Annotated in this window: 27 protein-coding genes; 5 read left to right on the forward strand and 22 right to left on the reverse strand. The window is 32.4% G+C overall.

Going from position 1 to position 25,739, the window contains the following annotated elements:
• Positions 1-82 precede the first annotated feature (82 nt).
• Positions 83-700: a LysE/ArgO family amino acid transporter gene (locus ACF91D_RS07400; protein ID WP_107527738.1), complete on the reverse strand. Its 618-nt coding sequence runs from the start codon at positions 698-700 to the stop codon at positions 83-85.
• A gap of 162 nt (positions 701-862) precedes the next feature.
• Here ACF91D_RS07400 and ACF91D_RS07405 point away from each other — a divergent pair, with 162 nt between their 5' ends.
• Entirely contained in the window at positions 863-2,278 is a 1,416-nt protein-coding gene (locus tag ACF91D_RS07405; RefSeq protein ID WP_107527737.1) for an aminotransferase-like domain-containing protein, read from the forward strand.
• 242 nt (positions 2,279-2,520) lie between these two features.
• On the opposite strand, the gene ACF91D_RS07410 is transcribed toward ACF91D_RS07405, so the two are convergent.
• The 4 genes from ACF91D_RS07410 to ACF91D_RS07425 form a co-directional block, all read right to left on the reverse strand.
• Positions 2,521-3,063 (reverse strand): GNAT family N-acetyltransferase, encoded by a 543-nt coding sequence (locus ACF91D_RS07410; protein ID WP_107527736.1) that lies wholly within the window; start codon positions 3,061-3,063, stop codon positions 2,521-2,523.
• A gap of 93 nt (positions 3,064-3,156) precedes the next feature.
• Positions 3,157-3,453 (reverse strand): hypothetical protein, encoded by a 297-nt coding sequence (locus ACF91D_RS07415; protein ID WP_042738151.1) that lies wholly within the window; start codon positions 3,451-3,453, stop codon positions 3,157-3,159.
• Between the two features lie 361 nt (positions 3,454-3,814).
• The gene (locus ACF91D_RS07420) at positions 3,815-4,027 is read right to left on the reverse strand and encodes an SA0632 family lipoprotein (protein WP_107589954.1); all 213 of its coding nucleotides are present in this window, start codon (positions 4,025-4,027) and stop codon (positions 3,815-3,817) included.
• 40 nt (positions 4,028-4,067) lie between these two features.
• On the reverse strand, positions 4,068-4,538 hold the full coding sequence (locus tag ACF91D_RS07425) for a GNAT family N-acetyltransferase (RefSeq protein ID WP_392436792.1): 471 nt from the start codon (positions 4,536-4,538) through the stop codon (positions 4,068-4,070).
• 96 nt (positions 4,539-4,634) lie between these two features.
• Here ACF91D_RS07425 and ACF91D_RS07430 point away from each other — a divergent pair, with 96 nt between their 5' ends.
• On the forward strand, positions 4,635-5,318 hold the full coding sequence (locus ACF91D_RS07430) for a DUF1129 family protein (protein WP_107589952.1): 684 nt from the start codon (positions 4,635-4,637) through the stop codon (positions 5,316-5,318).
• Between the two features lie 799 nt (positions 5,319-6,117).
• On the opposite strand, the gene ACF91D_RS07435 is transcribed toward ACF91D_RS07430, so the two are convergent.
• The 5 genes from ACF91D_RS07435 to ACF91D_RS07455 all read right to left on the reverse strand — a co-directional run bounded on the left by ACF91D_RS07435 (position 6,118) and on the right by ACF91D_RS07455 (position 11,175).
• A complete protein-coding gene (locus ACF91D_RS07435; protein WP_042738148.1) occupies positions 6,118-7,287 on the reverse strand; it encodes an MFS transporter in 1,170 nt (389 codons plus the stop codon).
• Positions 7,288-7,560: 273 nt separating this feature from the next.
• Complete coding sequence (locus ACF91D_RS07440; RefSeq protein ID WP_042738147.1) at positions 7,561-8,049, reverse strand: DUF456 domain-containing protein; 489 nt, start codon at positions 8,047-8,049, stop codon at positions 7,561-7,563.
• Position 8,050: 1 nt separating this feature from the next.
• A complete protein-coding gene (locus ACF91D_RS07445; protein WP_107527407.1) occupies positions 8,051-9,262 on the reverse strand; it encodes a sugar efflux transporter in 1,212 nt (403 codons plus the stop codon).
• A gap of 93 nt (positions 9,263-9,355) precedes the next feature.
• Positions 9,356-10,213, reverse strand: a complete 858-nt coding sequence (locus tag ACF91D_RS07450) for a LysR family transcriptional regulator (protein ID WP_042738146.1) — start codon at positions 10,211-10,213, stop codon at positions 9,356-9,358.
• 278 nt (positions 10,214-10,491) lie between these two features.
• The gene (locus ACF91D_RS07455) at positions 10,492-11,175 is read right to left on the reverse strand and encodes a ribonuclease FAU-1 family protein (protein ID WP_371130126.1); all 684 of its coding nucleotides are present in this window, start codon (positions 11,173-11,175) and stop codon (positions 10,492-10,494) included.
• A gap of 211 nt (positions 11,176-11,386) precedes the next feature.
• Here ACF91D_RS07455 and ACF91D_RS07460 point away from each other — a divergent pair, with 211 nt between their 5' ends.
• Positions 11,387-12,499, forward strand: a complete 1,113-nt coding sequence (locus ACF91D_RS07460) for a 5-methyltetrahydropteroyltriglutamate--homocysteine S-methyltransferase (RefSeq protein ID WP_107527405.1) — start codon at positions 11,387-11,389, stop codon at positions 12,497-12,499.
• 59 nt (positions 12,500-12,558) lie between these two features.
• Here ACF91D_RS07460 and ACF91D_RS07465 read toward each other — a convergent pair whose 3' ends face one another.
• From ACF91D_RS07465 to ACF91D_RS07475, 3 genes are all read right to left on the reverse strand, one after another.
• Positions 12,559-13,062 carry a cupin domain-containing protein gene (locus ACF91D_RS07465; RefSeq protein ID WP_042738144.1) on the reverse strand — a complete coding sequence of 168 codons (504 nt, stop codon included), beginning with the start codon at positions 13,060-13,062 and terminating at the stop codon, positions 12,559-12,561.
• A 1-nt stretch (position 13,063) separates the two neighbouring features.
• Positions 13,064-13,780 (reverse strand): YebC/PmpR family DNA-binding transcriptional regulator, encoded by a 717-nt coding sequence (locus tag ACF91D_RS07470; RefSeq protein ID WP_392436796.1) that lies wholly within the window; start codon positions 13,778-13,780, stop codon positions 13,064-13,066.
• 187 nt (positions 13,781-13,967) lie between these two features.
• A complete protein-coding gene (locus ACF91D_RS07475) occupies positions 13,968-14,627 on the reverse strand; it encodes a Bax inhibitor-1/YccA family protein (RefSeq protein ID WP_107527406.1) in 660 nt (219 codons plus the stop codon).
• 488 nt (positions 14,628-15,115) lie between these two features.
• Here ACF91D_RS07475 and ACF91D_RS07480 point away from each other — a divergent pair, with 488 nt between their 5' ends.
• On the forward strand, positions 15,116-15,931 hold the full coding sequence (locus ACF91D_RS07480) for a LysM peptidoglycan-binding domain-containing protein (protein ID WP_042738141.1): 816 nt from the start codon (positions 15,116-15,118) through the stop codon (positions 15,929-15,931).
• Between the two features lie 442 nt (positions 15,932-16,373).
• On the opposite strand, the gene ACF91D_RS07485 is transcribed toward ACF91D_RS07480, so the two are convergent.
• The 5 genes from ACF91D_RS07485 to ACF91D_RS07505 form a co-directional block, all read right to left on the reverse strand.
• Positions 16,374-17,381: an inorganic phosphate transporter gene (locus ACF91D_RS07485; RefSeq protein ID WP_042738140.1), complete on the reverse strand. Its 1,008-nt coding sequence runs from the start codon at positions 17,379-17,381 to the stop codon at positions 16,374-16,376.
• A gap of 14 nt (positions 17,382-17,395) precedes the next feature.
• On the reverse strand, positions 17,396-18,013 hold the full coding sequence (locus ACF91D_RS07490) for a DUF47 domain-containing protein (RefSeq protein WP_042738139.1): 618 nt from the start codon (positions 18,011-18,013) through the stop codon (positions 17,396-17,398).
• A 494-nt stretch (positions 18,014-18,507) separates the two neighbouring features.
• Positions 18,508-19,530, reverse strand: coding sequence for a sensor histidine kinase (locus tag ACF91D_RS07495; RefSeq protein WP_107527763.1), 1,023 nt, complete (start codon positions 19,528-19,530; stop codon positions 18,508-18,510).
• A complete protein-coding gene (locus tag ACF91D_RS07500; RefSeq protein WP_107527762.1) occupies positions 19,517-20,197 on the reverse strand; it encodes a response regulator transcription factor in 681 nt (226 codons plus the stop codon). Before ACF91D_RS07500 ends, ACF91D_RS07495 begins: the two co-directional genes overlap by 14 nt.
• Positions 20,198-20,213: 16 nt before the next feature.
• Positions 20,214-21,131, reverse strand: a complete 918-nt coding sequence (locus ACF91D_RS07505; RefSeq protein ID WP_107527761.1) for an NAD(P)H-binding protein — start codon at positions 21,129-21,131, stop codon at positions 20,214-20,216.
• Between the two features lie 121 nt (positions 21,132-21,252).
• Between ACF91D_RS07505 and ACF91D_RS07510 the strand changes: the two genes are divergently transcribed.
• Positions 21,253-21,759: a GNAT family N-acetyltransferase gene (locus ACF91D_RS07510; RefSeq protein WP_107512428.1), complete on the forward strand. Its 507-nt coding sequence runs from the start codon at positions 21,253-21,255 to the stop codon at positions 21,757-21,759.
• 389 nt (positions 21,760-22,148) lie between these two features.
• Here ACF91D_RS07510 and ACF91D_RS07515 read toward each other — a convergent pair whose 3' ends face one another.
• The 4 genes from ACF91D_RS07515 to dhaM all read right to left on the reverse strand — a co-directional run bounded on the left by ACF91D_RS07515 (position 22,149) and on the right by dhaM (position 25,738).
• Positions 22,149-23,180 carry an alpha/beta hydrolase gene (locus ACF91D_RS07515; protein ID WP_042738134.1) on the reverse strand — a complete coding sequence of 344 codons (1,032 nt, stop codon included), beginning with the start codon at positions 23,178-23,180 and terminating at the stop codon, positions 22,149-22,151.
• Between the two features lie 155 nt (positions 23,181-23,335).
• On the reverse strand, positions 23,336-24,403 hold the full coding sequence (locus ACF91D_RS07520; RefSeq protein ID WP_107527759.1) for a YkvI family membrane protein: 1,068 nt from the start codon (positions 24,401-24,403) through the stop codon (positions 23,336-23,338).
• 303 nt (positions 24,404-24,706) lie between these two features.
• Positions 24,707-25,207, reverse strand: coding sequence for a hypothetical protein (locus tag ACF91D_RS07525; RefSeq protein ID WP_107527772.1), 501 nt, complete (start codon positions 25,205-25,207; stop codon positions 24,707-24,709).
• Between the two features lie 171 nt (positions 25,208-25,378).
• The gene (dhaM, locus tag ACF91D_RS07530) at positions 25,379-25,738 is read right to left on the reverse strand and encodes a dihydroxyacetone kinase phosphoryl donor subunit DhaM (protein WP_107527771.1); all 360 of its coding nucleotides are present in this window, start codon (positions 25,736-25,738) and stop codon (positions 25,379-25,381) included.
• Position 25,739 lies beyond the last annotated feature (1 nt).

Raw genomic sequence — 25,739 nt, forward strand, 5'->3', positions numbered from 1 at the left:
TATTTTCAAATCATATTACCGTCTGGTGAATGTTTTGCCTTTTAAACCTTATTATTAAAGTTTCACGTCAAACATTAACCGCTTATTTAAATAATTGAATAAGTTGTTTAATAATAATAAATGCCACAACTAAGATAATAATACTTGATATTTTATTTAGTAATACAATCCATCTACCTCTCTTATCTATGTGATGTAAAGTTTTTCCCAATATTGCAAGCAAGACAAACCATATCCATGAAACCAATATAGTAGCAATAGTAAACGCTACCTTATCCTCACCGTGATATAGTGTCGCATTGGTCCCTATTACACCTACTGTGTCCATAACAGCGTGTGGATTTAATAGAGAAACTGACATTGCAAAAGTAATTTGTTTTTTGACTGACAATGCCGACTGTTGCGACACCTTTCCAACTTGTTCATTCCATAATGTCCAAGCCATATATAGTAAAAATACTAATCCAATTACATATATGATTACTTGTAACATTGGTAGTGAATAAAAGATTAGCGACACACCTAATACTGCTAATAGTATAAGAAACGTATCACAACACCCTGCCGCAATAATAACTGGCGCGACACTTTTCAAACCATTATAGTTGGCACCCTGGTTAAAAATAAAAATATTCTGTGCTCCTAATGGTAAGATTAAGCCTAGCGCTAAAATAAATCCATGTATAATAGCTTCTATCAACGAACGTCCCTCCAAATTAGATTCTCTTAACATGCTATGGCACAACCCATAATCGTAAGAATTAATATAAATCTATAATCATTATGCTATAATAAAATTCAAATATTTTGACCAACCACGACATAATTTATAATCCAACCAATCATGAGGAGTCGTTTGCTAATGGCAAAAGCAAAATACCAACAAATTATCGATGATATCCTTCTCCAAATTCAAAATGGCTCGCTTGAAGCTGGTATGAAATTACCAACTCAACGTGAACTAGCCACAATGTATCAAGTGAATCGCTCAACTGTGATACAAGCTTTGGATATATTACAAAGCTATGGCACTATTGAAAGTAAACCAAGAAAAGGATTATTTATTGCCGATAATAAATGGAATACTTATATCAAAGATAATATTCAATGGCAAACTTATATGAGTCACAGTACTTCTAAAAATAATCAGTATTTTATACAACGAATCAATGAATTAGAATTTCGTTCAGACTTATATAGGCTCAGTACCGGAGAGTTAAGTCCAAGTTTAATCCCTAACCAACAATTCAAAGAAATACTAGCACAGAGTAATGATATTCCGTTAACATCAAATTATGAATACCCATTAGGTAGTTTGAGTTTAAGAAGCGCTATTGTCGAGCATGTAAAACAATGGGGAATTAACTGCACGGTAGATCAAATATGTATTACTTCAGGGGCATTACAAGGATTAAAATTAATTGCTGATGGCTTACTGGTACCACAATCACATATCATTATTGAATCGCCTTCATATATTCATTCCATTCGAACATGGCACAATATACATGCTGAATTAAAGTCACTACCAATTTCAACAATTAAACGTAATATCAATCATATATTTAATCATTCACAACGTTTTAGACATAGTCTATTCTATACTATCCCCACCTGTCATAATCCGACACAGCATAGCTATAGTATAGAAGAACGCAAAAAAATCGTTCGCCAATGCCAACTACATGGTATTCCAATTGTTGAAGATGACGTATATGGCGAGCTCTACTTTAATAGACCTAGACCACGCCCATTAAAGTCACTAGATCATAACGACAACATTCTTTATTTAGGTAGTCTATCAAAATCTGTAAGCCCTGGACTAAGAATAGGTTGGATTATTGGTAAATCAACTGTAGTTTCACACTTAGCAGATTTAAAAATGCAAAATGATTATGGAGCAAGCTCAATTTCTCAATATATTGCTACACAATGGCTTACAAATCCACAGTATCACCAATGGCATATTCAAAAATTAAAGCATGAATTATTAATAAAAAGAGACCAATTCCTACAATCATTAACAAGTTATTTTTCAGATTTAGGAACATGGCATATTCCTGAAGGTTCGTTTTACATTTGGTTTGAGCTCTATCATCCGATTGATATGAAAGCACTTTTCGATTTAGCAATCAGTCATCACATATTGATCAACCCAGGTGAAATCTATAGTGAAGAAGCCAATCGCGCTATCAGATTCTCATATTCCTATATAGATGTATCAGACATAGACAACGCATTAAAACAACTAAGTCAATTGATTATTCAATTACAGTAACAAACTCATCCATTCGTATGTCACTCCTATCCTTTGTTTAACAGCGCAATAAACATCAAAATAACAGGCTGAGATATTAAATTAAACATATCTCAGCCTGTTGCATTATTTATTCATTAATAACTTATTAAAAACATTTGATTTTAAATTGTTTCCACTGTATTGATGATTCTTTAAAGTATATGAGTATATATTATTGTTGCACCCATAGTTGAATCTCCCAACGATAATAAATTATAAAATTAAGTAAGCTTAATATGATATCGTGCACACGATTTCAATTCATGATAAGGGCTCAATTCTGGATACTCAAAATGATCATAAAAGGTCATTCCAATCTTTTCCATAACTTTACGTGACGGTATATTATTTTCAGTTGAAAATGCATATACTTCAGATATCCCTTTTTGTTTAGCGTATTCTAATACTGCTTCTGCACCTTCTGTAGCAAAGCCATTGCCCCACACTTCAGGTATTAAACGCCAACCAATTTCATAAAATGGCAATTCATCAAATTTATATTTACTATCACTTGTTATGTAATTTACACCAATAAAACCAAGCCAGCCATTTGTCTCCTTTAGTTCCACTGCAAATAGCCCAATACCTTCTTGATTAATTGCATTATTCATTTTATTCATATCGCTTTTTGAACGTTGGTAACTTAATAAACTTGGAAAATATCTTCGAACTTGCGGATTGGCATTCATTTGTTGAAATAACAGTAGATCATTTTCCTCCCAGTCACGTAACCTTAAACGTTCAGTTTCAATATAAACTGTCATTTGTTACACCTCGATACTGGTTAATTACTCCCTATACAAAAGTAACGCGTTATGACTAATCATAGCGCGCTACTCACCTAACATCTAAATTCACTAAGCTCTTGAAATATAACTAATTAATTCTACGTGAACCGGTATTTCTTTCAAACGATTACGCTCACTTTTCGGAGCAGTAAATGTTGCATCAATGAAATCATTTTGATGATTCAATTGATAAGTAGCTACGAATGTATCCGTATCTGATTCAAAATTCGGTAAATGTGCGATAACACGTTTGATTTCTCCTGTAGAATCTTTTATTTGTCTACCAGTAATATTTTCTATTTCTCTACCTAATTCAGGTAGCGTTATTGATCGACCTTCTAATAAATTAAAATCTTGTTCATGCATAATAATTACCTCTCTCCTTATATAGGATAATCATTCATTTGTTTTAACCTTAGTTTAGATGTCCCTATAAAACAAATGTAAAACAACATAACTATCCAGTAAGCCAATTCTTTTTTTATATTTTCAATTAATACACATATACTAAACTGCATTTATCATTAATGATACCCATTATAACAAGTAGCAAAACCATATTACAATAATTTCCTAGGAAATAAACGACAAAATAATAGTATATTTGATTAAACCGCATATGCTTGATTTACGAATCATTTATATACTGAGTAGTCATTTCGTTCGATTTTAGAAATTTTCTTAAATAATTACTCTCACTATATTTCTAATATTTTTCTTATGCTTGTTACGTATCTGCGTTAATTTCTTTTTCTAAATCTTTTGACTTGTCTTTTAGTTTATCATGTTGCTTTTTTAATTTTTCTTTTTGTTCTTTTAAAGATTTATTATCTTTTTCAAGTTTTTTAACATCTTTCTCTAATGCTGCTTTTTCATCGCTTTTTCCACATGCAGTCAGCGCCAAAGTAGACGCTAATATTAAAGCTAAACATTTTTTCATTTGGGAGCTCCTTTTTTCATACATTATCACAATTATCTTATCATTTATCCTTGTTGTGTTCATTATTTAACGGTAATTTTTTGGTCATTATTACTTTACTCACTTGGTAACCTTTTTGTTGATTCAACTGTTGCATCATTATATTATGAGCATCAACTGTGCCTTGCATTTCCTCAGCTCCCTGCTCTATCGCCCATCGCTCTATTTCATCTTTCAACTTTGATGCTATACCTTGTTGTCTATACCTCAAAGCAACATATAGAAATTCAATGATGACCTTCTGTTCATGCTTTAAATAGCGCCCCCAAATTACTCCTATTAATGTATCATCTACAATATGTGTAATTAGGACATCCGTTCCGTGGTATAACCCATTTAAGAGCATCTCTTCGCGTAACGAGACCGACAAAGTTGTCTGTTGATAATCTTGATGCTGCCTTTCAAGTTCAGTTTCATGAAGCTGTGCTATTTGTGAAATAATATGCTTATCTTCGTATGTTATATATCGCATGTAGCCCCCTATAAAAAAGTTATATTGATTTCTCTTATTATATTCGTCATAATAAGCCTATCATTAATATTTTATAAAAAGGAATGCGAAATTCAAATGAAATCTACTGAAAAATTGATGCGCGAAAATAATGTTAAATCTTTACGCCTAAATAATACGGATAGAGAAATTTTCGAAAATTATATGACATATGTACGTGCTGATTTAAGTGTGAATCCTCATGATTCCGAAAAAATGTTGAATCGCATTTTAAATCAACTTTTTAAAGCTGAAAGTAATGGCACTTTAGCTATGGATTTCTTTGACCATGATCCAAAAGCACATGCCAAAAAAGAGTTAAAAAAATTGCCTAATGAAACACTGTACAATATTTTTAAATACATTGTTCAACATCTATTATTATTTTTTGGTATCTTTTGTTTTTTAAAGGGCTTTATAGGTTTCTTCATTGGCGCGAATCGTCTATATTTATATACATTCCCAATCATGATACTCATTGGCATTTTCATCATCTTTTTGTTTATTTGGATGGCTTTTAAAACAGTACAGATGCAGTGTTTTACAAAATCACATTGGACTTGGATACTTACATATATAGTAATATTGCTCCTATTATCAGCAATATTTTATGTATTTTTTATTCCACAATCTAGCTTAGCTTTTGGCCCCTATATCTTTGTTGGCAATTGGACATTTATCATTATCTCATTCATCGTGTTACCCATTGCCTTGTATATAGATCACAAATTCATTAAAAAGGAAACAACTACTTCCTTATAAAACACATTTTTATAAAATAACGAGTCTGAAACATAAAGTTTTGGATCTGTATAAACAGGCAATTTCTATTGAAATAATATAGAAATTGCCTGTTTCAATATTATTTGGAATGATATGTTTTACAACTATGCTAACATTTGAATTCATCAAATTTATTTCCAGGCCTTGTTTCAACGATTTCATTAACTTAACGCGCTATAACATTTGATCACATACGTACTGAAGTTGCCTTTGGTAGTCTAGCTGAGTCATGTTACAGTCTTTATACTTAAAATATTTCGATATTTTATTTTATAAGTGGTTATTAAATGAGAGGATCTTAACTTTTTCTTTCAATAGTATACTAATGTGACTTTACACATAGACAAATTGTATATAGGTGAGACTCCAAAGAAACAATGACAGTTGAAGACCAAAGACGAGAAAGCAAATAGGAAAGCGAAAGCGAGACAACAAATAATAAATGAAGTACTGTGTGTTTTATGATTTAAACATAAACAAAATATATTTAATTAACGTACCCTAAAGTATCTCAATATGAAATCATAATTCTTTAAAACGTATTTTGGCGAGACTCCTGAGGGAACAGGACAAGCTGAAGACTACAGGCTGAAGCTGTCCCCTAGGAAAGCGAGCCAATAATACGAAATATTTAAATAAAAAAAGCACACAGACAAATTGATAATTTATCTGTGTGCTATATTGTATGTCCTTGAGACGCTTTATTTTAAACACAAGTAGTAAATTCATTATTTATATGGCATATACTGCATCAAACACATGAAACAATAACGTTTAACTATGAATGAGATACTAACGTATCTTCCTTACGTTCAACAGCTATACTGATAAATAAGAATATTAAACCGATAACAGTTAAAATCGGTGCAATTAAGCTTAATGATGCAAGTGGTAAGTTTGTAACCACAACACCACCAATAAAGGCACCTAATGCATTACCTAAATTAAATGCAGATTGGTTTAAAGTACTTGCTAAAGTTGGTGCATCTTTAGAAATTAACGTACTCTTAAATTGTAAAGATGGACTCATACTAAAGCCGATTAAACCAAAGAAGAAAATACCTGCTACCATAAGAATACCGCTTGTCTGTACAAAATATAATAAAATGAAATACAAAATAAACACAACAAAGATAATTTTAAGTGCTTTATTTAGATTCCAGTCTGCAAGTTTTCCACCTACAATATTACCTAATGTCACACCCACCCCGAAAATGATTAATAAATAAGAAATCAAGTTTTCCGGTACATGTGAAACATCTGTTAACGTCGAAGAAATGTATGTGAAGTAAGCAAAAACGCTACTAAAACCAAACAATGTTACAGCTAACGTTAACCACAAACGCTTTTCTTTTAATATCTTTAATTCTTTGAGTACTGATGATTTCACAGTTTCACGACGCATAGGAACAAATATAATAATTCCTATTAACGCAAGTACACCAATAATTGAAATAATGATAAAGGTCATTTGCCAACCAAAATTTTGTCCTACTAATGTACCGAATGGCACGCCTAAGATATTACTTAAACTCAATCCCATAAACATAAGTGCCATTGCACTTGCACGTTTTTCAGGATTAACCATACTTGCTGCAAGAATAGAACCAATCCCAAAGAAAGAACCATGTGCTAAAGAAGTAATAATTCTACTTGTCATCATTAAGCCATAATTAGGACTTAGTGAAACGGCAATATTTCCCAAAATAAATATTCCCATTAGTACGAGCAGTAGATACTTTCTATTCCATTTGATTGTTAACATTACTAGTATAGGACCACCAATCGCTACACCTAATGCATAGCCGGTAATCAGTTGTCCTGCTTGACTGACTGTTACATCAAAATCACGTGCAATATTTGGTAACAAACCCATAATTACAAATTCTGACATCCCTATCGCAAATGCACCAATCGCAAGCATCCATATAGCTACTGGATATTTCATATGTGGTTTCCTCCGTTTTCAATTTTTTTCAAACATGTTTGTGATTATACTAAAAATTGCTTAGTGAAAACAAGAGGGTTGCTTAAATTTAATTAATTTTTATAAATAATACGCTTTCATTAAATTTTTAATTACACAATTTGACATAACTATATATATTGAATAATTAAAGTTAATAAAAATAAAATAGAGTTAACACATGCAGCACCGATATTATTTGAAATATCGACACTACATTCTGTTAACTCTTTCGATTACTCACGATTGATTTAATTAATTAATTAATAAAGCATCAACAAAGAACCAAATTACCATGATAAGCATTACGATTGCTTGCGCAACTGAACTTGCTAAGAAAGCGATAACTGAGCCGAAGCTTGCCTTCAATGCTTGTGAAAGGTTAGGTTCTTGAATTAATTCTACTATTAATACCGCTACAAAAGGAATGATAATAATACCAAATGGAGGAAATACAAAGCACCCAATAATTACACCAACTAGAGCTGCATATTCACTTAACTTTGAACCTCCAAATTTATTAACAAAGTATTTATTCATTAAGAAATCTGCCAACAAAATAAATACCGTAAATAATATCATTGAAACATAGAACACCCATGTTAAATGATGATTATGAAAACCAAATTGATAAATTAAAAACCCTATCCATAAAACTAATACTGATGGGATAATCGGTTTAATCAAACCAATAAAAGCCACCACAAATGCTAAAATAATTAGTATCCATAAGATTAGAGACAATCTAGTTCACCGTACTTTCTTCTGTGAATTTTTGATCTTTAGTAAAGAAAATGAGTACCATACCAATAAATATAGACAATGCTGATACAAAGAAAACATTTCCTAAGCCAACCCATTGACTCATAATACCTCCGAGCAAATTACCACACAACTGCCCGATAACCATGGCATTAGCAAAAAGCGTGGAGGCATACCCCGGAAAGTCAGGTAAAATATCTTGGAAGTAGCTAATACCTAATCCCAATAAAATTGCTAAGAAGATTGCTAAGAATACCTGACCAACAAACATCATAACTAAACTATCGAACACTCCAATGCTAAAGTAGAATAATCCTCCAAACAAACCGCCTAACATCAATAATGTTCTAGTTGCTAACTTTGCCGACAGCACACCTAGCAACACCATAAATGGTACTTCTAACCCTGCACAAAGGCTGGCAAGTCCACCTACATAGCCTTCCGGTTCCTTTAAATACTTTGTAACAAATAATGGCATGTTGAGTGTATACATCCACTGTCCAATATGTAATAAAATAAAGGCAGCAAATGGCACGAATAAACGTTTATCACGTAACATGTTAGGCGCTTCTGCTTCCACATGTGTAACATCAGAAACACTTTTCTTAGTTTTAATATCTTTAAAGAAAAATACTTGCAATATGAGTGTGAACAAAATAATCGAAATAGTTCCTGCAAATAAGCCTGAATAACCATTCATTTGCAATAATAAAGCTCCGATCAATGGCCCAAATAAAAATCCAAATGAAAACATTGAACGTAATACTGCATTAGCAAACTTTGCCCTATCTCTAGAGGCAGAAGCATTAATAGATTCACGTGCTGATGCATACATTTGTGGCATTGCAGGTGCAAAACAACCTTGGAATATTGCATAAATAGCGATAAACAACCATATTTCATGGATGTAGAAATAAATAGAAAAACTTACTGCTCCCATAAATAGCGCACAGACTATAATTAATTTTCTGTTAATATCATGTGTATCTGAAAAGCGCGCTACAATCGTATTCATTATAAATTGACTTATCGCAGCTAAAGCCAATAATAAACCATACTGTGACGATGTCATGCCTAATTCATTTGTAGCAAATAAAATGAGGTATGGTACTGTTATTGCAATGCCCATACCTAACAACATCATATTCACTACAAATAATTTATAGTTTTTAATATGTAGTAATGCTCCAAACATCGATTTAACCTCAATTCTTTGTAAAATAGGTTTGAATACATCCATCCAATTATATTCACTTGAATGCTTGAATTTACATGCCTTATTTTTTATTTATGATTCGACATATTCCATCATTAAATTAATAAATGAATCCACCTGAGGCAATTGCAACATACTTGCATCATAACTCATATAAGTCGATCTAATAAGTGGTTTCTCATCGATGTTAACGCGTTTAAATTCAAACTGCTCTTCGTCTAAATGACGCATCATAATCTCTGGTAAAATCGTTACCCCTACACCGTTGAGTAGCATTTCTTTACATGTTGCGACTTGATCCACTGTTATCATCGCACGATAATCTTGTCCAATTTGGCTACTATACCATTCTTTGATTTGATTAATATAAATCGGATCTGCCTGAAATTCAATAAATGGTAATTTATCAACTTCATCAAAGCGATTTTTTGGATGAATAAAGTAATGTTCATCGTTAAAAAGATGTGTGTTACTTAAATTCATAATTTTGTTACCACGAATTATGATTACATGGTAGTCTCTATGATTCGCCTTTATTTGTTCACTTGATCCTACTTGAACTTGAATTTCTACATTTGGAAATTGTCTCGTATATAAATTCAATACCTCTGGTAACAATGTTTGACCAATTAACGACGAACAACCTATTGAAATTGTCCCATTCACTTCGCCTATATGCGCTTGCATTTTATCGAGGAATAGTCTTTCTCTATTTAACATATCTCTAGCATGTTCTATAATCATAGTTCCTTCAGTTGTCGTAATCAGTTGCTTTTTCGTACGTATAAAGATTTCCACACCAAAAGCATTTTCAATGGTTTTCAAACGTTGTGTTACCGCTGGTTGTGATATATAGAGTATTTCAGCAGCTTTTCGTAGTGTTTTCGTTTCATCTAAAGTAGTTAACAAGCGATAATCATCAATCTTCATATTATCCCCCTATATGCTCAAAAAAACCGACATTCTATTGTTCATTTAATAATCAATGCATTTATCATTAAATTAACTATATATGCAATGTGTCGATGGATTAACTTGAGTCTCTTATACTCTTATTTGTTTCTTAACCATAATAATTACTATAACATGATTATATCTATACCGATATAATGATTCATATCCTTTTTGATAGATACTTAGCTATTGATACAACAGGCATTTAAATGTGATTATCTCTAAATTTATACCTCTATAGTGGGTAAATAACTTTAATTCTGCTCTTTTGAGTCAGTGTGTTTATTTTGTGTGTTTGAAGCATAATTAGGGTGTTGCTTATGTTTTGCATGCTTTGATTTATGCCCATGGTGGTTACGCTCATTCTTTTTATGTTTGGGGTGTTTATATGGCTTTTTCGCTTTAGGTTTATGCTTTATCTTATGATAGCAATACATAATCTTATCTTGCATTGTCTTGAAATCTTCATCTATCTTAATCATGAGTTGATGTGCAATAACATACGCTTCATGGTACTGCTTTCTAGTAATTTGCCCTTGATCTAATGCACGTTGCAAATCATCTTCGTCCACCAATTCATACTCACCATTCGGTAACACCAACACATCTAAACATAAATCAATCGTACGAGCATTTCCTTTTTGTGTTACATTTTTTATATTTATATCGAAGTAATACTCTAATGGATTGCCCTTGTCATCTAACATCACTGTGATACTATAACGTTTCTTTTCAGGTAAAATTTGTAGCCACTGATAATTATCATCAGCTACGACGATATTTTGTCCAACGACGCTCACCTCTAATGGTTCACGTACTTTTTTCATCGTTACTAAGCCGATAATCCCTTTGTATTTATTATTATTCACCTTAACTTCTGTATACTCTCTATCAATGATGCGACGCCAGTGACGCTTATCAATATATTTTACTTTCACTGCCATCAACTCCTTGTCATTATTATATATAACTGACTTCTATGTGTCATCTGTTGTTATGCCATTTCAACGTCTAAAATAACTTTGCACAATTTATTTAGTACTATTGTACTATATTTCATAGCCCAAAAGCGAAATTGACATTACTTTTGAATTCTGTTAAATTTTATTTATATTTTTCTGAAAATTCTTAATAAAAGGAGATAGAGACATGGCAATAACACATAGACCTTTCAGAGCGGATCATGTCGGCAGTTTGTTACGCCCTCAACGTTTAAAAGACGCCCGCGCTGATTATCAAAATAACGTCATCGATGCTAATAAATTAAAGCAAATCGAAGATGAAGAAATTGAACATATTATCGAAAAGCAATTAGAAGTAGGTTTACATAGTATCACAGATGGTGAATTTCGCAGAAGTTGGTGGCATTTTGACTTCTTAGAAAATTTAGCAGGTGTTGAAGGTTATACTTCTGAAAAAGGTTTATCTTTCGAAGGTGTAGAAACGCGTAATCATAATGTCAAAGTAGTAGACAAAGTAGCATTCAATGCTGAACATCCTCATTTTGAACATTTTAAATTTTTACATGATAAAGTAAATGGCCGCGCAACAGCAAAAGTTTCCATCCCAAGTCCTAACCAACTCTTCCATCCAAATATTTTAAACGAAGATATATACCCAGATATTGAAGATTTTGCAAAAGATGTATCTAAAGCATATCATGATAGTTTACTTAAATTTTATGAATTGGGTGCTCGTTATATACAATTGGATGATGTTTACTGGGCAAATTTAACTTCTGGTACTCAAAAGACACGTGGTAGAGATCGTTCAGAAGAAGAAAAAGAAACAGCAAGACAATTGGCTTACCGTGTCGTCAATGATGCAGTACAAGATTTACCAGAAGATTTATTAATTACTACTCACATTTGCCGTGGTAATTATAAATCAACATGGGCTATTTCTGGTGGTTATGAACCCGTCGCACCTTATTTATTCAAGGAAAACTTAGGTGGTTTCTTCCTAGAATATGATGACGAACGTTCAGGTGATTTTGAGCCATTAAGATTCTTCCCTAAAGCGCAATCGGCTGCTGTACTTGGATTGTTCACTTCAAAAAAAGGTGACTTAGAAGATAAAGCAACCGTACTAAAACGCATCGAAGAAGCAAAGGCTTATATAGATTTAGATCAAATTTGTTTAAGTCCACAATGTGGGTTTGCTTCTACAGAAGAAGGAAATAACTTAACTGAAGAACAACAATGGCAAAAGCTAGCTTATGTAGTAGAAATTGCCAAAGAAGTATTTGGAACAGCTAAATAATAAAAAAGAATGTTATCACACCACGCAATTCGCATGTGATAACATTCTTTTTTTATGTGTTAATATGATTGATTAATCTCAGATTCTGATAATGCATATCTTTTATTAATTTCAGTTAAGTGTGGATAATCCTTATTAAGCCTTTCAACACTCAACATTTCAAAGTGATTAAATTCAAAGGCTGGCTGACACATACAACCTACTAAAGCATAACCTTGTCCACCTTCAATTGACGAAGCAAATATCGTTCCTTTCGGTACAACATACTGTAAGACATCACCTTTATCAATGTTATTACCAATAGTGACATATTTATAAGTACCGTCTGGCTGAATCATGTGTACGGTCAAAGAATCTCCAGCATGGTAATACCAAATTTCATCTACATCAATGCGATGAAAGTGGGAAATATTATCATGGGTTAACAAGAAATAGATACTCGAATAACTTGCACGAGATGTTGTTTCGTCCCATTCTCCTTTAATTATTTCTTTATAATAACCACCCTCTGGATGTGGTGTTAATTCTAGTTGTTTTACCCAGTTATTCACTATATGTTTCATATTATTTCAAATCCACGTTGTGGAAAACATTTTGTACGTCTTCTAAGTCTTCTAACGCATCAATTAAACCTTCAAACGTAACTTGATCTTCTGCAGATAATTCAATATCTGTTTGAGGTAACATTTCAAATTCAGCTACTTTAAATTCTTCCACACCAAATGCTTTTAATGCATCTTGTACTTGAGCAAATTGATCAGGTTCTGCATAAACAATTGTCAGACCATCTTCATCAATCACATCTCGTACATCAACATCTTGTTCCATTAATGATTCTAATGTATCGTCGACAGATTTACCTTCAATACCAAACACAGCAGTATGATCAAACATGTAAGCTACTGAACCAGAAACACCCATATTGCCGCCATTTTTACCAAATGCAGAACGTACATCTGATGCTGTTCTATTTACATTATTTGTCAACGCGTCGACAATAATCATTGAACCACTAGGACCGAAACCTTCATATCTCAATTCATCAAAGTTTTCATCGCCAGCGCCCTTTGCTTTCTCAATTGCTCTATCAATAATATGATTAGGTACTGAATATGTTTTAGCTCGTTCTAACGTTAAACGTAACGCTTGGTTAGACTCTGGATTTGGTTCACCAGATTTAGCTGCAACATAGATTTCCTTACCAAATTTCGCATAAATTCGACTTGTATTTTTATCTTTTTGGGCCTTTTTCTCTTTAATGTTATTCCATTTACGTCCCATACTGTCATCTCACTTTCTCGATAAATACTTTAACTACCATGATATATTATACAATATTTTCTATTTATAACATAGATGCACGCATAGTTAATCTATTTAAGCCTCGTTACAAACAAACACACACTTAATATTTTATTAATCAAGTGTGTGTTTAGCTTGGCAAAGTCGCCCTATTTAATTATGACATTTAGCGTTTAAATCTATTAGCTAAGTTCAATACATATTTAATAATGTGTAATAAATTGATAAACAAATTAAAGCCCATTTCTCGCGGTGAGAACTGTCCGCGTTTCATACGGTTAAAGTCATACAACGTATATAATAGGAACAATAACAAACCTACTACCGTTATCACTGTGTGAAATATAGGATTGTGTATAAACATACCTATTAAACTAGCAACAATTAATGCAATTAAAGTGACAAATAAATATTTACCCATACTCGCAGCATTGCCGATGAGGAAGTACCCTATCAATCCAAATGCAATAAATGCTGCAATTGCAAGAATCACATTTTTATAAAAAACTTCTGGTCCTAAATTTTGCAGATAAGCAGTAAAGGTAGCGTATGATAATAGTCCTACGACAATTGCATATATATGAGAAATGACGATACCATAACGTCTCGCACGGTTAAACAGAACTGTAATCAGTACTAAGACAAGTAACACAATAGATAATGGTCGACGCCATTCTAAAGGTAGATATTGTCCAAAATAACAACCTATGCCAAAGATAATCCAATAATATACAAAGAATAACCATACTTTGCCATATGTTCGGGCTTGTGACTTGTTATTAGATTGGCGATGTTGCTTCTTTGTGCTATGTGCTGTTTCAGCCATATTGTTCACTCCTCTAATTAACAACTACTCAGTTGTGTGGTTCATTGATGCGTGATATCTCTCTTTTTATTCTTGTGATAAAAACATTACTTCACATACATTTTCACTAAAATGAGTCACTACAAACATCAATATAACATCTTTAAACAGCAAACCATATAAAGTATATGAATTTTGACCTTATTTTTTAATAATTAAAATTGCTTTCAGTTAATCCTATTGTTACATATTGATTTATAAATTAATATTACAAATGTGAAAATTAACTATTACATTAAATCAATATTATTAGTTTTAAATACGGCTGTAAGGGTATTCAACGTGCATAGGATTATTTGCCTTAAAATGTTAATAATATTACAACTTTATAACAACGGACACAAAGGTTGTGATTTTTGTTAATATGGAAATTGTATTTAGATTATTACTATAAACTATATGCTCTTATAACTTCGGGACATATATAAGGTATCAGAGGAGGAGTTCTTTTGAAAAAATTAGCATTTGCAGTAACCGCTGCTTCTGGAGCAGCAGCATTTTTAGCTAATCATGACGCTGAAGCATCGACACAACATACAGTACAGTCGGGTGAGTCACTTTGGACTATTTCACAACAATATGGTGTTTCTGTAGAGGAAATTAAGCAAAATAATAATATCAATAACAATATGGTATTTCCGGGACAAGTTATTGAAATTGGTGGAAGTGGATCACAAAGTCAAAGCAGTAACTCTAACACTTCTCAACAATCAGCAGGTGGCAATACACACACAGTACAATCTGGTGAGTCATTAGACATTATTGCAAGTAAATATGGTGTTTCTGTAGAAGACATCATGTCTGCAAACAACTTAAATAGTTATATTATACAACCAAATCAAACATTAACAATTCCTGGAGGAACAGGAGTAGGCGGTTCAGGTGGTACAGCTACTGGATCAACTACAACTTCAAATACAGGTTCAACAGCAAGCGATGCTAACTTATACGACTGGGGACAATGTACTTGGCACGTATTTAATCGCAGAGCTGAAACTGGACAGCCTATCAGTACATACTGGTGGAACGCTGATCACTGGGCAAACAATGCCGCAGCTGATGGTTATACAGTAAACAATACACCAAGTGCTGGTTCTATTTTACAAACATATGCAGGTGCTGTAGGACACGTAGCATATGTTGAACGTGTTAACCCTGATGGTAGTATCTTAATTTCAGAAATGAATTATAATACACCTCCAGGTACAGTTGACTATCGTACTATCCCAGCTTCAGAAGTATCAAGCTACAATTACATTCATTAATTGATTAAATAAAGTAACCGATACGCCAATTGGTAATTTCACCAAAGGCATATCGGTTTTTTATTTATTATATGATGCATTATGAATGAATTTAATCTTACATCTAATGAATATAGATATAGCGTATTTCTGACAGTATACGACAATGACCATAGATATCATATGACTATAGTTGCCTTCCCCCATTAAATGTATTGAACCGCTTTAGATTTCATAGTTCTATAGTCATTATCTAACCTACAATCCTGCATGTGTTTGTAAGGCAAGGACTCAGATGAATAATCATAAAGAACAAGCATTGTCTATATTTATAGATTGAACGATTAATAACCATTTACAACATGAATATAATTTCAAAAAAAGAAGCAATCTATGCGATATAAGCACAGATTGCTTCTTTAAGTATAGGTCATTTCATAGTCTTAAACTATCATTCAACCCTTTACAAGAAAATATTAATGATATAATAAATAATTGCTGCTACAAGCGCTGAAATTGGTAATGTGATTACCCAAGTGATAATCATACGTTGCGCAGTGTTCCATTTAACACCTTTAATACGGTTTGCTGAACCAACACCAAGAATAGATGATGATACAACATGTGTTGTAGATAATGGGAAATGTAGTGATGATGCTACAAAAATTGTTAGTGCTGATGATAAGTCAGCTGCTGCACCATTAGCTGGACGAATTTTCATAATGTTTCCACCAACTGTTTTGATGATTTTCCAACCACCAACTGCAGTACCAAGACCCATCGCTGTCGCACAGGCAACTTTTACCCATAATTGTGGCTCAACACTTGTACCTTGCTGAACATTAGCTACGATAAGTGCTAAAGTGATAATACCCATTGATTTTTGCGCATCGTTTGTACCATGTGAAAATGATTGTAATGACGCTGTGAAAATTTGGAAAAATCTAAAGTTTCTATTTGCTTTTGTAAGATTAGCATTTTTAAATACGACTTTAACAATCGAATAAATAATAAACCCTACTGCAAAAGCAATTACAGGTGATAATAGTAATACGATGATTATTTTTGTAAATCCTTGATAATGCAATACGGCAAATGAACCTTGAGATGCAATCGCTGCACCTGCAATAGAACCGATTAATGCATGTGATGATGAACTTGGAATTCCATAATACCAAGTAATCAAGTTCCAAAGAATCGCAGAAATAATCGCCGCTAAAACTACGACAAGTCCATTTTCTAATTTAAATGGATCGACAATATCTTTTGTAATTGTACCCGCTACTCCAGTAAATGTTAATGCACCAATAAAGTTCATAACAGCTGCTAATAGAATCGCAGTTCTAGGAGTTAATGCACGCGTTGAAACAGCAGTAGCAACAGCATTGGCTGTATCATGGAAACCATTGATAAAGTCAAATGCAAGTGAAAAAATAACGATAGCTACTGTGATAATCATAATGTATTCCATAAAATTAAGACTCCTTAGCTATTTTTCATAATTATAGTTTCAAAATTATTCGCTACTGCCTGACATTTATCAGCAATTTCTTCCATGCTTTCATATATATCTTTTACTTTAATTAATGTGATTGGATCTGTTTCACTATTAAATATGTGTTTAATTGATTGACGTAATATACCATCACAATTTGTTTCAAATTCTTTAATGTTAATAGAGTGTATACGCATATGTGATAATTTCTTATCAACAAGTAAGCCCACTGCTAGTTTCATTTCTGCAACAGCCTTCTGTATATTATCTACAAATTCAGCCATATATTCATCTGTGTATTCGATTGAATACATTTCAAACATTGCTGAAGTTTCTTCCATTGCATCTAATACATCATCAATTGCGTTACATAAAGAGAGGATATCCTCACGTTCAATTGGTGTAATAAAAGTTTGGTTTAAATCTGAAATCACTTGGTGCATCAACTCATCACCATGAGATTCGTAGGTTTTAATATTATCTGAATAAGCTTTAAGGTCTAAATGTGTATTAAAATCCATCTTCCCAAATTCAATTGCTGCTCGGTCTAAGTTGAATACCATTTCCTCTAGTTGCACCATGAACTTATCTTTTTTCTTGTTTAACATCCAAAAAATCCTCCATTTACAGCGACTGTCACCAATCACCTTCAATAAATTTAAAAAATTAATAATTACTTCCTGACAAACTGAGCATGCGCAGATTTACAATAAACTCATTTTTTTGACTTTTCAAACAGTTTTGTAAAAATAGTGTAAATGAATTTTTGCTCTAATCGTTTTAAAAAATCTCACAATTCTCTATTTGTCCTTTATTGAAAATAGCATAAAATTTACAATCCTACAATTAGATTTACAAATTCTTAACATTACATTTTCATAAAATTAATAAAGTTGTTCACATCTACACTGACAAGACGTTTCAAGATTTTTAATTTTTGGATTATTAAAGTAATCTAATCAAAAAACATCTTTCCCGCTTATATTTTCATAATTATTTCATTTTTTCAACTCATAACGTTCAACTTAATTCAGTCATTATTATTTAGTATCAAAAAAATAAAAGTTGAAGTGACCGATATGGTATTACTTCAACTTTATCACTATTCCGATATTCTTTTCACTAACTCATTTTGTGTTGGGAAAATAAAGGTAACTTCTGTCCCATGACCTTCATCAGAAACCACTTCAACTTGAATACCTAAATTTTCTTTTACTGTATTCACTAAATATAATCCAATACCTGAGGAAGTCGTTTCATTTCTATAATTCGTCGAGGTGAAACCTTTATCAAAAATTCGCGGTAAATCTTTTTTACTAATACCGCGGCCTTCATCCTTAATTTGAACTTGGATTTGTCCATTGATAGGTGATGACTTTACATAAATCGTCCCATTTTCACTATACTTAATTGCATTTGAGAATATTTGTCGAATCATCATTCTACACCATTTTGAATCAGTATAAACATGATGACTTTCATCTAGATCTAATTCATAACCAATACCTTTAGCTTGGCTAAGATAACGAGTCAGTTGAATCTCTTCTATAATCAGTCTTTTCAAAGGGACATATTCAAAATACATATCGTTATTTTGTGATTCTATACGTGTTAAATACAATTGCTTGTCTAACATATCATTGATACGAGTCCACTCGAACAACAATGCACGTTTTTTATCCATGTTCGCTTCTTTTTCAATCATCAATTTCATAGCTGTAACTGGTGTCTTAATATCATGAACAAAGTCTGTCAATGAAGCTTCTGTAGATTGAATTTTCATTCTTTGCTTGGTCACAATTAACTTTTGACTTGTGATTTGATTATATAAGTATTCGACCATTTTTTGTTGAAATGGTGTATCAGCAAGGCCTTTGTGCTTTAATTCTTCAGGCTCTATATTATCGTTTAAATGTATAAAAAACTTAATTTCCTTCACATATGTAAATACTAAGAACAATGAAGTTAAACCTAAATTTAAAATAATAATATAATAAATGCTACCCACGCTTATATCATAGTCAATATACGCAATACCTAGAAAAATTAGATGCAACAACATTATCCATAAAATCCAACTAATACGTGTTCTTAAAAATAAGAAAAACCATTTAAGATGCTCCATGTGCCATGTAACCTTTACCAATTTTTGTCTCAATCGCATCTTTCATATCAATCTCGGCTAATTTTTTACGTAAACGGTTCACATTAACTGTCAGAGTATTATCACTTACAAACGCTTCATCATCCCAGAGCGCTGTGATAATCGTATCTCTATTGACGATTTGGTCTTGTTTTTTCACTAGCATTTCTAAAATAATCATTTCGGTTTTAGATAAATAAATAATTGTATCATCCTTATTGATACTATCCTTTGCTAAATCAAGTGTCGCCTTTTGCCATTGAATAACTCTTTTCTCATCTTTACTAAATTCATATACACGTCGATAAATAGCTTGAATTTTAGCTATTAATATACTGGTATTAAAGGGTTTTTGTACAAAATCATCTGCTCCTAATTCCATGCTCATCACTTGATCCATAGGATTATCCCTAGAGGACAAGAACAATATTGGTGTATTAGACACTTCTCTAATCTTTCGCGTCCAATAAAAACCATCATATTTAGGTAGCTTAACATCCATAATCACGATTGCAGGGTTGATCTGTTCAAATAAATGCAACACATCGCCAAAATCATCGACACCCTTAACTATAAAATCCCACTGCTCCAACTCTGTACTCAATTCATTAAATAATGTCATATCATCTTCTACTAATAATATTTCCACATTATAATCTCCCAACTTATTTGGTATATTTAATATCTTCTCCTGATTGAATACGACGATTAAAATGTCGAATACGGCACTCTATTTCAAATCCTCTCATCATCAAACTTTGAAACGGAGATTGAACCATATAATAAATCGGCCACACTAATTTTGGTATATAATCATATAAATGCACCATTACCGTCTGAGTACCTGCTAATTTTCTAAACTCAAGTTTACCTTGTTTCTGTACCTTCTTATTCATCAATCTTCCACCAACAATAAATAACGTAATTAAATCATCATCTGTCAGTTCTTTCTTCAAGACTAACAACGGCTTATTGGCATCTTTAATATATATAATATAGTAATCTTCATCCATTTTTGTGTGTAGCAATGTTCCATTAGTTTCATTCAACCAATTAAAATAATAGTTTACAAGTTGTTCAAGTGTCAACTTCAATGGTTGTTGCATACTTAAGGCACTGCGCACATCATCATATTTCGAAACTTGTAGTTCAACTGCTACATGAGGTCTCGGCACAATATTATCTGTCTGTTCAACTGGCGTACCATAAGCTTTCAATCTTGCTATAGATTCATTGTCAAAACGTCCCCCACTAATATATATAATCTTGCTTATATTTTGTTTTGCTGCCGCTCTGCCAAAATTATCTGCAGCCAATAAATTCATATCGCGTGCACTAGCCTTCGTAAGCTTTGCAGAATGTTTGGTAGGATCTAAGTAAAAGATAGCAATATCCATACCTTCCATTGCGTCTACAACATCTCTATAATTAAAAATATCTTTCTTTAACCACTGCACATCTCGTAAATCCTGTTCCTTAGGATACTTTGATAATGTATATAAATACGCTACATTTTTTATTTGAGGCACCAAGTTCTTTCCTATATAACCTGTTGCACCAGCTAGTAATATATTAGGCTTCATAAAACATACTTCCTTTATAATGATTTATTAAAAATTAATATTGTCTAGTAAAATAATGATTTTGATGTTAAATTATATTATGATTAAATATATGTAAAATTCAAACAAGGAGTGGAAATGAATGGTTCATCAAATCCGAGAAATTAGTATAAAAGATATCGACCCATTTATTAAACTATTAACCACGATTTATGATGAGTCAGACTACCTCATCTATAACCCAGGCGAATATGCACCTTCTACTACAGATGCTATTTCTAATTTAGAACATTTTATCACATCACCCTCTAACGCAATATTTGTAGCCGAAAACAATGGTGAACTCGTTGGCTTTGCTACTGTGACAACAGAAGATTATGAGCGTGCACGCCACGAAGCTAAATTCTCAATGGGCGTAATTAGACATTACCGTGAAAAGGGGTTAGGTCAATCACTCATAAACGCTGTAGAAGCTTGGTCTTTAAACCATGATATCAGACGTATTGAAGTATTAGTCGTTCCCGAAAATGAAACAGCAGTTTCATTATTCAAAGCTGCCAATTATCAAATCGAAGGTGAGTTACGTGATAAACTCTATATCGATGGTCGTTATTACAATAAATATATCTTGGCAAAGCTATTACTATAATCTACCTCTATCACTAAAGAATAAACTATTATAAATGTTATTTAATTTCGGTTAAAACATATGTATCTTTACATATAACAATGAGCAAAAATAATTATTTTAAATATGATACCTTGACTAATCGTAGGAAACAGTCTGGGACATAAATACACAGCATTAAGCCCATCAAAGATTGTTGATCTTTGATGGGCTTGTTATTGATATTAATACTGCGTATTGTAATTACTCGCATACCTAAGGGGGCAGTGTCGAGTCTCGGTCTCGACACTCATTCTACTCCCTCAGGTGTGTCGCAAACAATACGCAGTTCTTATATGTTATTACTACATCATCCTATTAATATGCCTTATCCATACTAGATACCACTGCAATGGGACTCTTTAGCTCATTTAATAGGGATTTAGTTCAACACCATTTGGATTCGAATCTTCTGGATTTAATTTTGTTTCGACACCTGAAGAATTAGTATTTCTACTTAAGAATCTTAAGACATCTTTCATATTTTGTTGAGATTCAGGTTTATCTAAATGGAATTGGTATTGATGTCTCAAATGATGAGAACCATCATAGAATAGTTTATCTACTGGGACATCTTTAGATTTAAGTTTTTTATAAAATGAAATATTTTGACTATAGAATGGGTCCGCATCACCTACTGATAAAAAAGTTGGCGGATATTCTTTGGTCACTTGGTTAATTGTCGACATTTCACTAATATATTTAAACTGTTGCTCCCAATTACGCTTTCCTGTGTAACTTTCCATAAATAGTTGGATTCTTGGGAATTCAGTTTGTCGAACCGTCTTCATATCATAAAAGCCTCCGAAAAAGATTGCGGCTTTGATTTGATCAGGTTTGAACTGTTGTTTGAAATGCATATCTTCTCTTAAAGATTTATTCGTTTGTATTGCTGTATATTGACTAGAAAGCTGTGCACCAGCAGAATCACCACCAAATACAACTTGATCGAAATTAATTGGCAGTTCATGTTGATTATGTTTAATAAACCTAACTGCTCGATCAATTTGTTTCAATTGTGTTGGATATTTTGAATCTGGCGCTAATGCATAGTTAATATTTACTACAATATATCCTTGTTCAGCAATTTTAGAGAGTAACGGGTTCTTGTATTGCTTATCACCTGCAATGTAACCTCCACCATGCATCCAAAATATGACCGGTAATTTGTTGTCACTATCTAATTCAGTTGGCGTCAGTATATCTAGACGACTATTAGGAATCCCTTTACTATAGGTAATATTCGTAAATGCATTGACATTTTTATTGTTGATTTGCACTTTTTCTTTAACTTCTTTCGTGTGTTGACGGTCAAAATGTTGCTTAAGCAATAATCCAGTAATGATCGCAACCACTATGAACACAATGATTGTTATTAAAGTCCATTTATGTTTTTTCTTCATAGTTACCGTTCCTTTCGGAAGCATTGTATCATAATTGTTATTTTGACAATAGTAATTGCAAATGATATGAAAAATGATTAAAGATAAAACCTCAGCCTTCACAAAATTGAAAAGCTGAGATTTCTATAAATACTTATAATTATTTTTTTACTAAATTAAGCGATATGCTTTTTGTTTTGATTTTTACGTAAATAGTATTTAATCAAAACAGCTACAACGACTATAAGTCCGATAACACCCATTACTGGATATAAGAAATTGATTAAACTTGTAAATCCTACAAAACTTAAAGCAAATGCAATAAGTACCATTAATACAATAAAGATATGATATTTCTTACTATATGGTTCAGTAAATCGAGCTGCAAATGAATACATCAACCCAAGAATTGTATTGTACATTACCGCTAACATAATGATTGATAAAGCAAAACCAATCCATGGATGAATATCGTTTGCTAATGTTAATGTTGGAATTGAGGCATTTTTGATCTTTGGATATTCTGCTTGTAGTGCAAAGTTTATCAATGCTAATAACACTGTATAAATCACACCACCGAATAATGCACCAGAACCGGCTACCTTCCTTTTCGATGCATCGCCACCAATTGCCACAATCGTACTAAATCCAACTGCAAAAGCAAGTCCACCATAATTAATACCGAAAATGATTGCTTTCCATAAACTTGTTTTTGGTACTGTACTATTTACTTCATTAAGTGCAACACTACCATTAAATAAATAATAAATTGCGATTATAACTACAAAGACAATCAAGAATGGTGTAACAACCCCTAAGGCTCTTACAATTTTATTAAAATCCATTAGTAGTGTGATATAAATCGCAATGACCATAATTAAAGCACCAAGCCATGTTGGAACCCCAAAACTTTCTTGGAATGTTGATCCGGCTCCTGCAATCATTGTTACAGATATACCGAATAAGAAAAATATTAATAAATAATCGATAATCTTGCTAAAGACATCACTAAATAAATAGTCTAACGTCGATTCGTGGTTCTGTGCATCAAAGGCACTACCTATTTTGGCTACTTGTCTGCCTATAAAACCTAATATTAATCCTGATAGGATGACACCAATATACGACCATAGACCATAAGATGTAAAGAATTGCATAACTTCTTGTCCAGTCGAGAATCCAGCACCTACCACGATTCCGACATAAGCAAAACCAATTTTTACAGCTTCTTTATTCAACCCCATGTATATTACAACCTCCTAATTGTTTACACATTGAGATATTATACCTCATCAACTATATTTTGCAACATACAAAAAAACTTTCTTAAAATGTTAATCAATTCATTTTTTATTTACAGTAATATAATTTAACGTTCAAAGTATTCTAATAACCATTTATATAGAATAAAATTTCATATCAATTATTTTCCCGATTAAACAACAAAAAAACCGAAATTCTCACTATCATAAAATGAGTATTTCGGTTTAATTATTATTCAAATCTAATAATGGCTTAAAAAAACAGACGTTCTTATCTGTTAGTTTCTAATGAGCATCCTTAAATCGATTTAATTCATTGAAATCTACAACAACGTTATCCATACGTTTTGCAGTTTCCTTTAGCACATTACGTGCAACGCTATTAGCTGGATCTAACTTAAGAATTTGACGTGCTACATCGAAAGCTTTCTTATCAGAAATGACTGGTTCAGGCACTGCATGTAATAATAACATTTGCAATAAACTCTTTACTTCTTTGCCTTCAGTGAGCTTTATGGAACTTTGCGCATGATAAAAGGCAGAGTCAAGTGCACCTTCTAGTTCACTTAATGGATAAACAAGTAGTAGAAAGGCTAAGTCGTGCAATTCAGCAGTTTCTTCCTCTTTCATCATGTCTAAGATACAAGTATAAAACATGACGCTTTCCACTTCGTGAGCACTTGAAATATAAGCTTCTTCAAATTCCATAAAATCTGACTGGGACATTAATCGTTTGACTGACTCGAACTCACCGTTTAAGACATGCTTTTGGATTAGATCTTTCATGGCAATGTCCTCCTAGTATCCAGATTCCTAATTATAGTTAGCTTTTATTTTATCATATTTCAAAAATTAATTCATATAAAAATAAACTGTTTAGGACTATTTATTCTAAAAACGTCATTATACTGTTATTAAACACTTGTATCAATCGCTTTTTTCACTTATATTCTTAAATTAAAAGTTCTGTTTAATTTCATTAAGCGTTTCATCATAAGATCCACCTACAGACAATTTAACAGCAGCAGTAAAGCTACCCTCTACAATTGGCGCATCTACCTTTTCAATACGGTAATCACCTGTATACATTTCTATAGCCAAATCTAAATTCATTTCAGCTGATCCAATATCATAAAAACATATTGCATCATCCGATAATTCGTTGATCATCTCTTGAATATGGTCATAAGATGTACCAATACGACCTTCTGTGCCACCTTGTGCAATCACATTAACATCACCCGCCATTTGCTCTAATAAGGCTTGCGTTCCATTTGCAATATCCTCACTATGGCTCACTATCACTATTGATGTCATA

It is taken from the genome of Staphylococcus sp. 231237_7MaSpsaltlick (assembly GCF_043107035.1).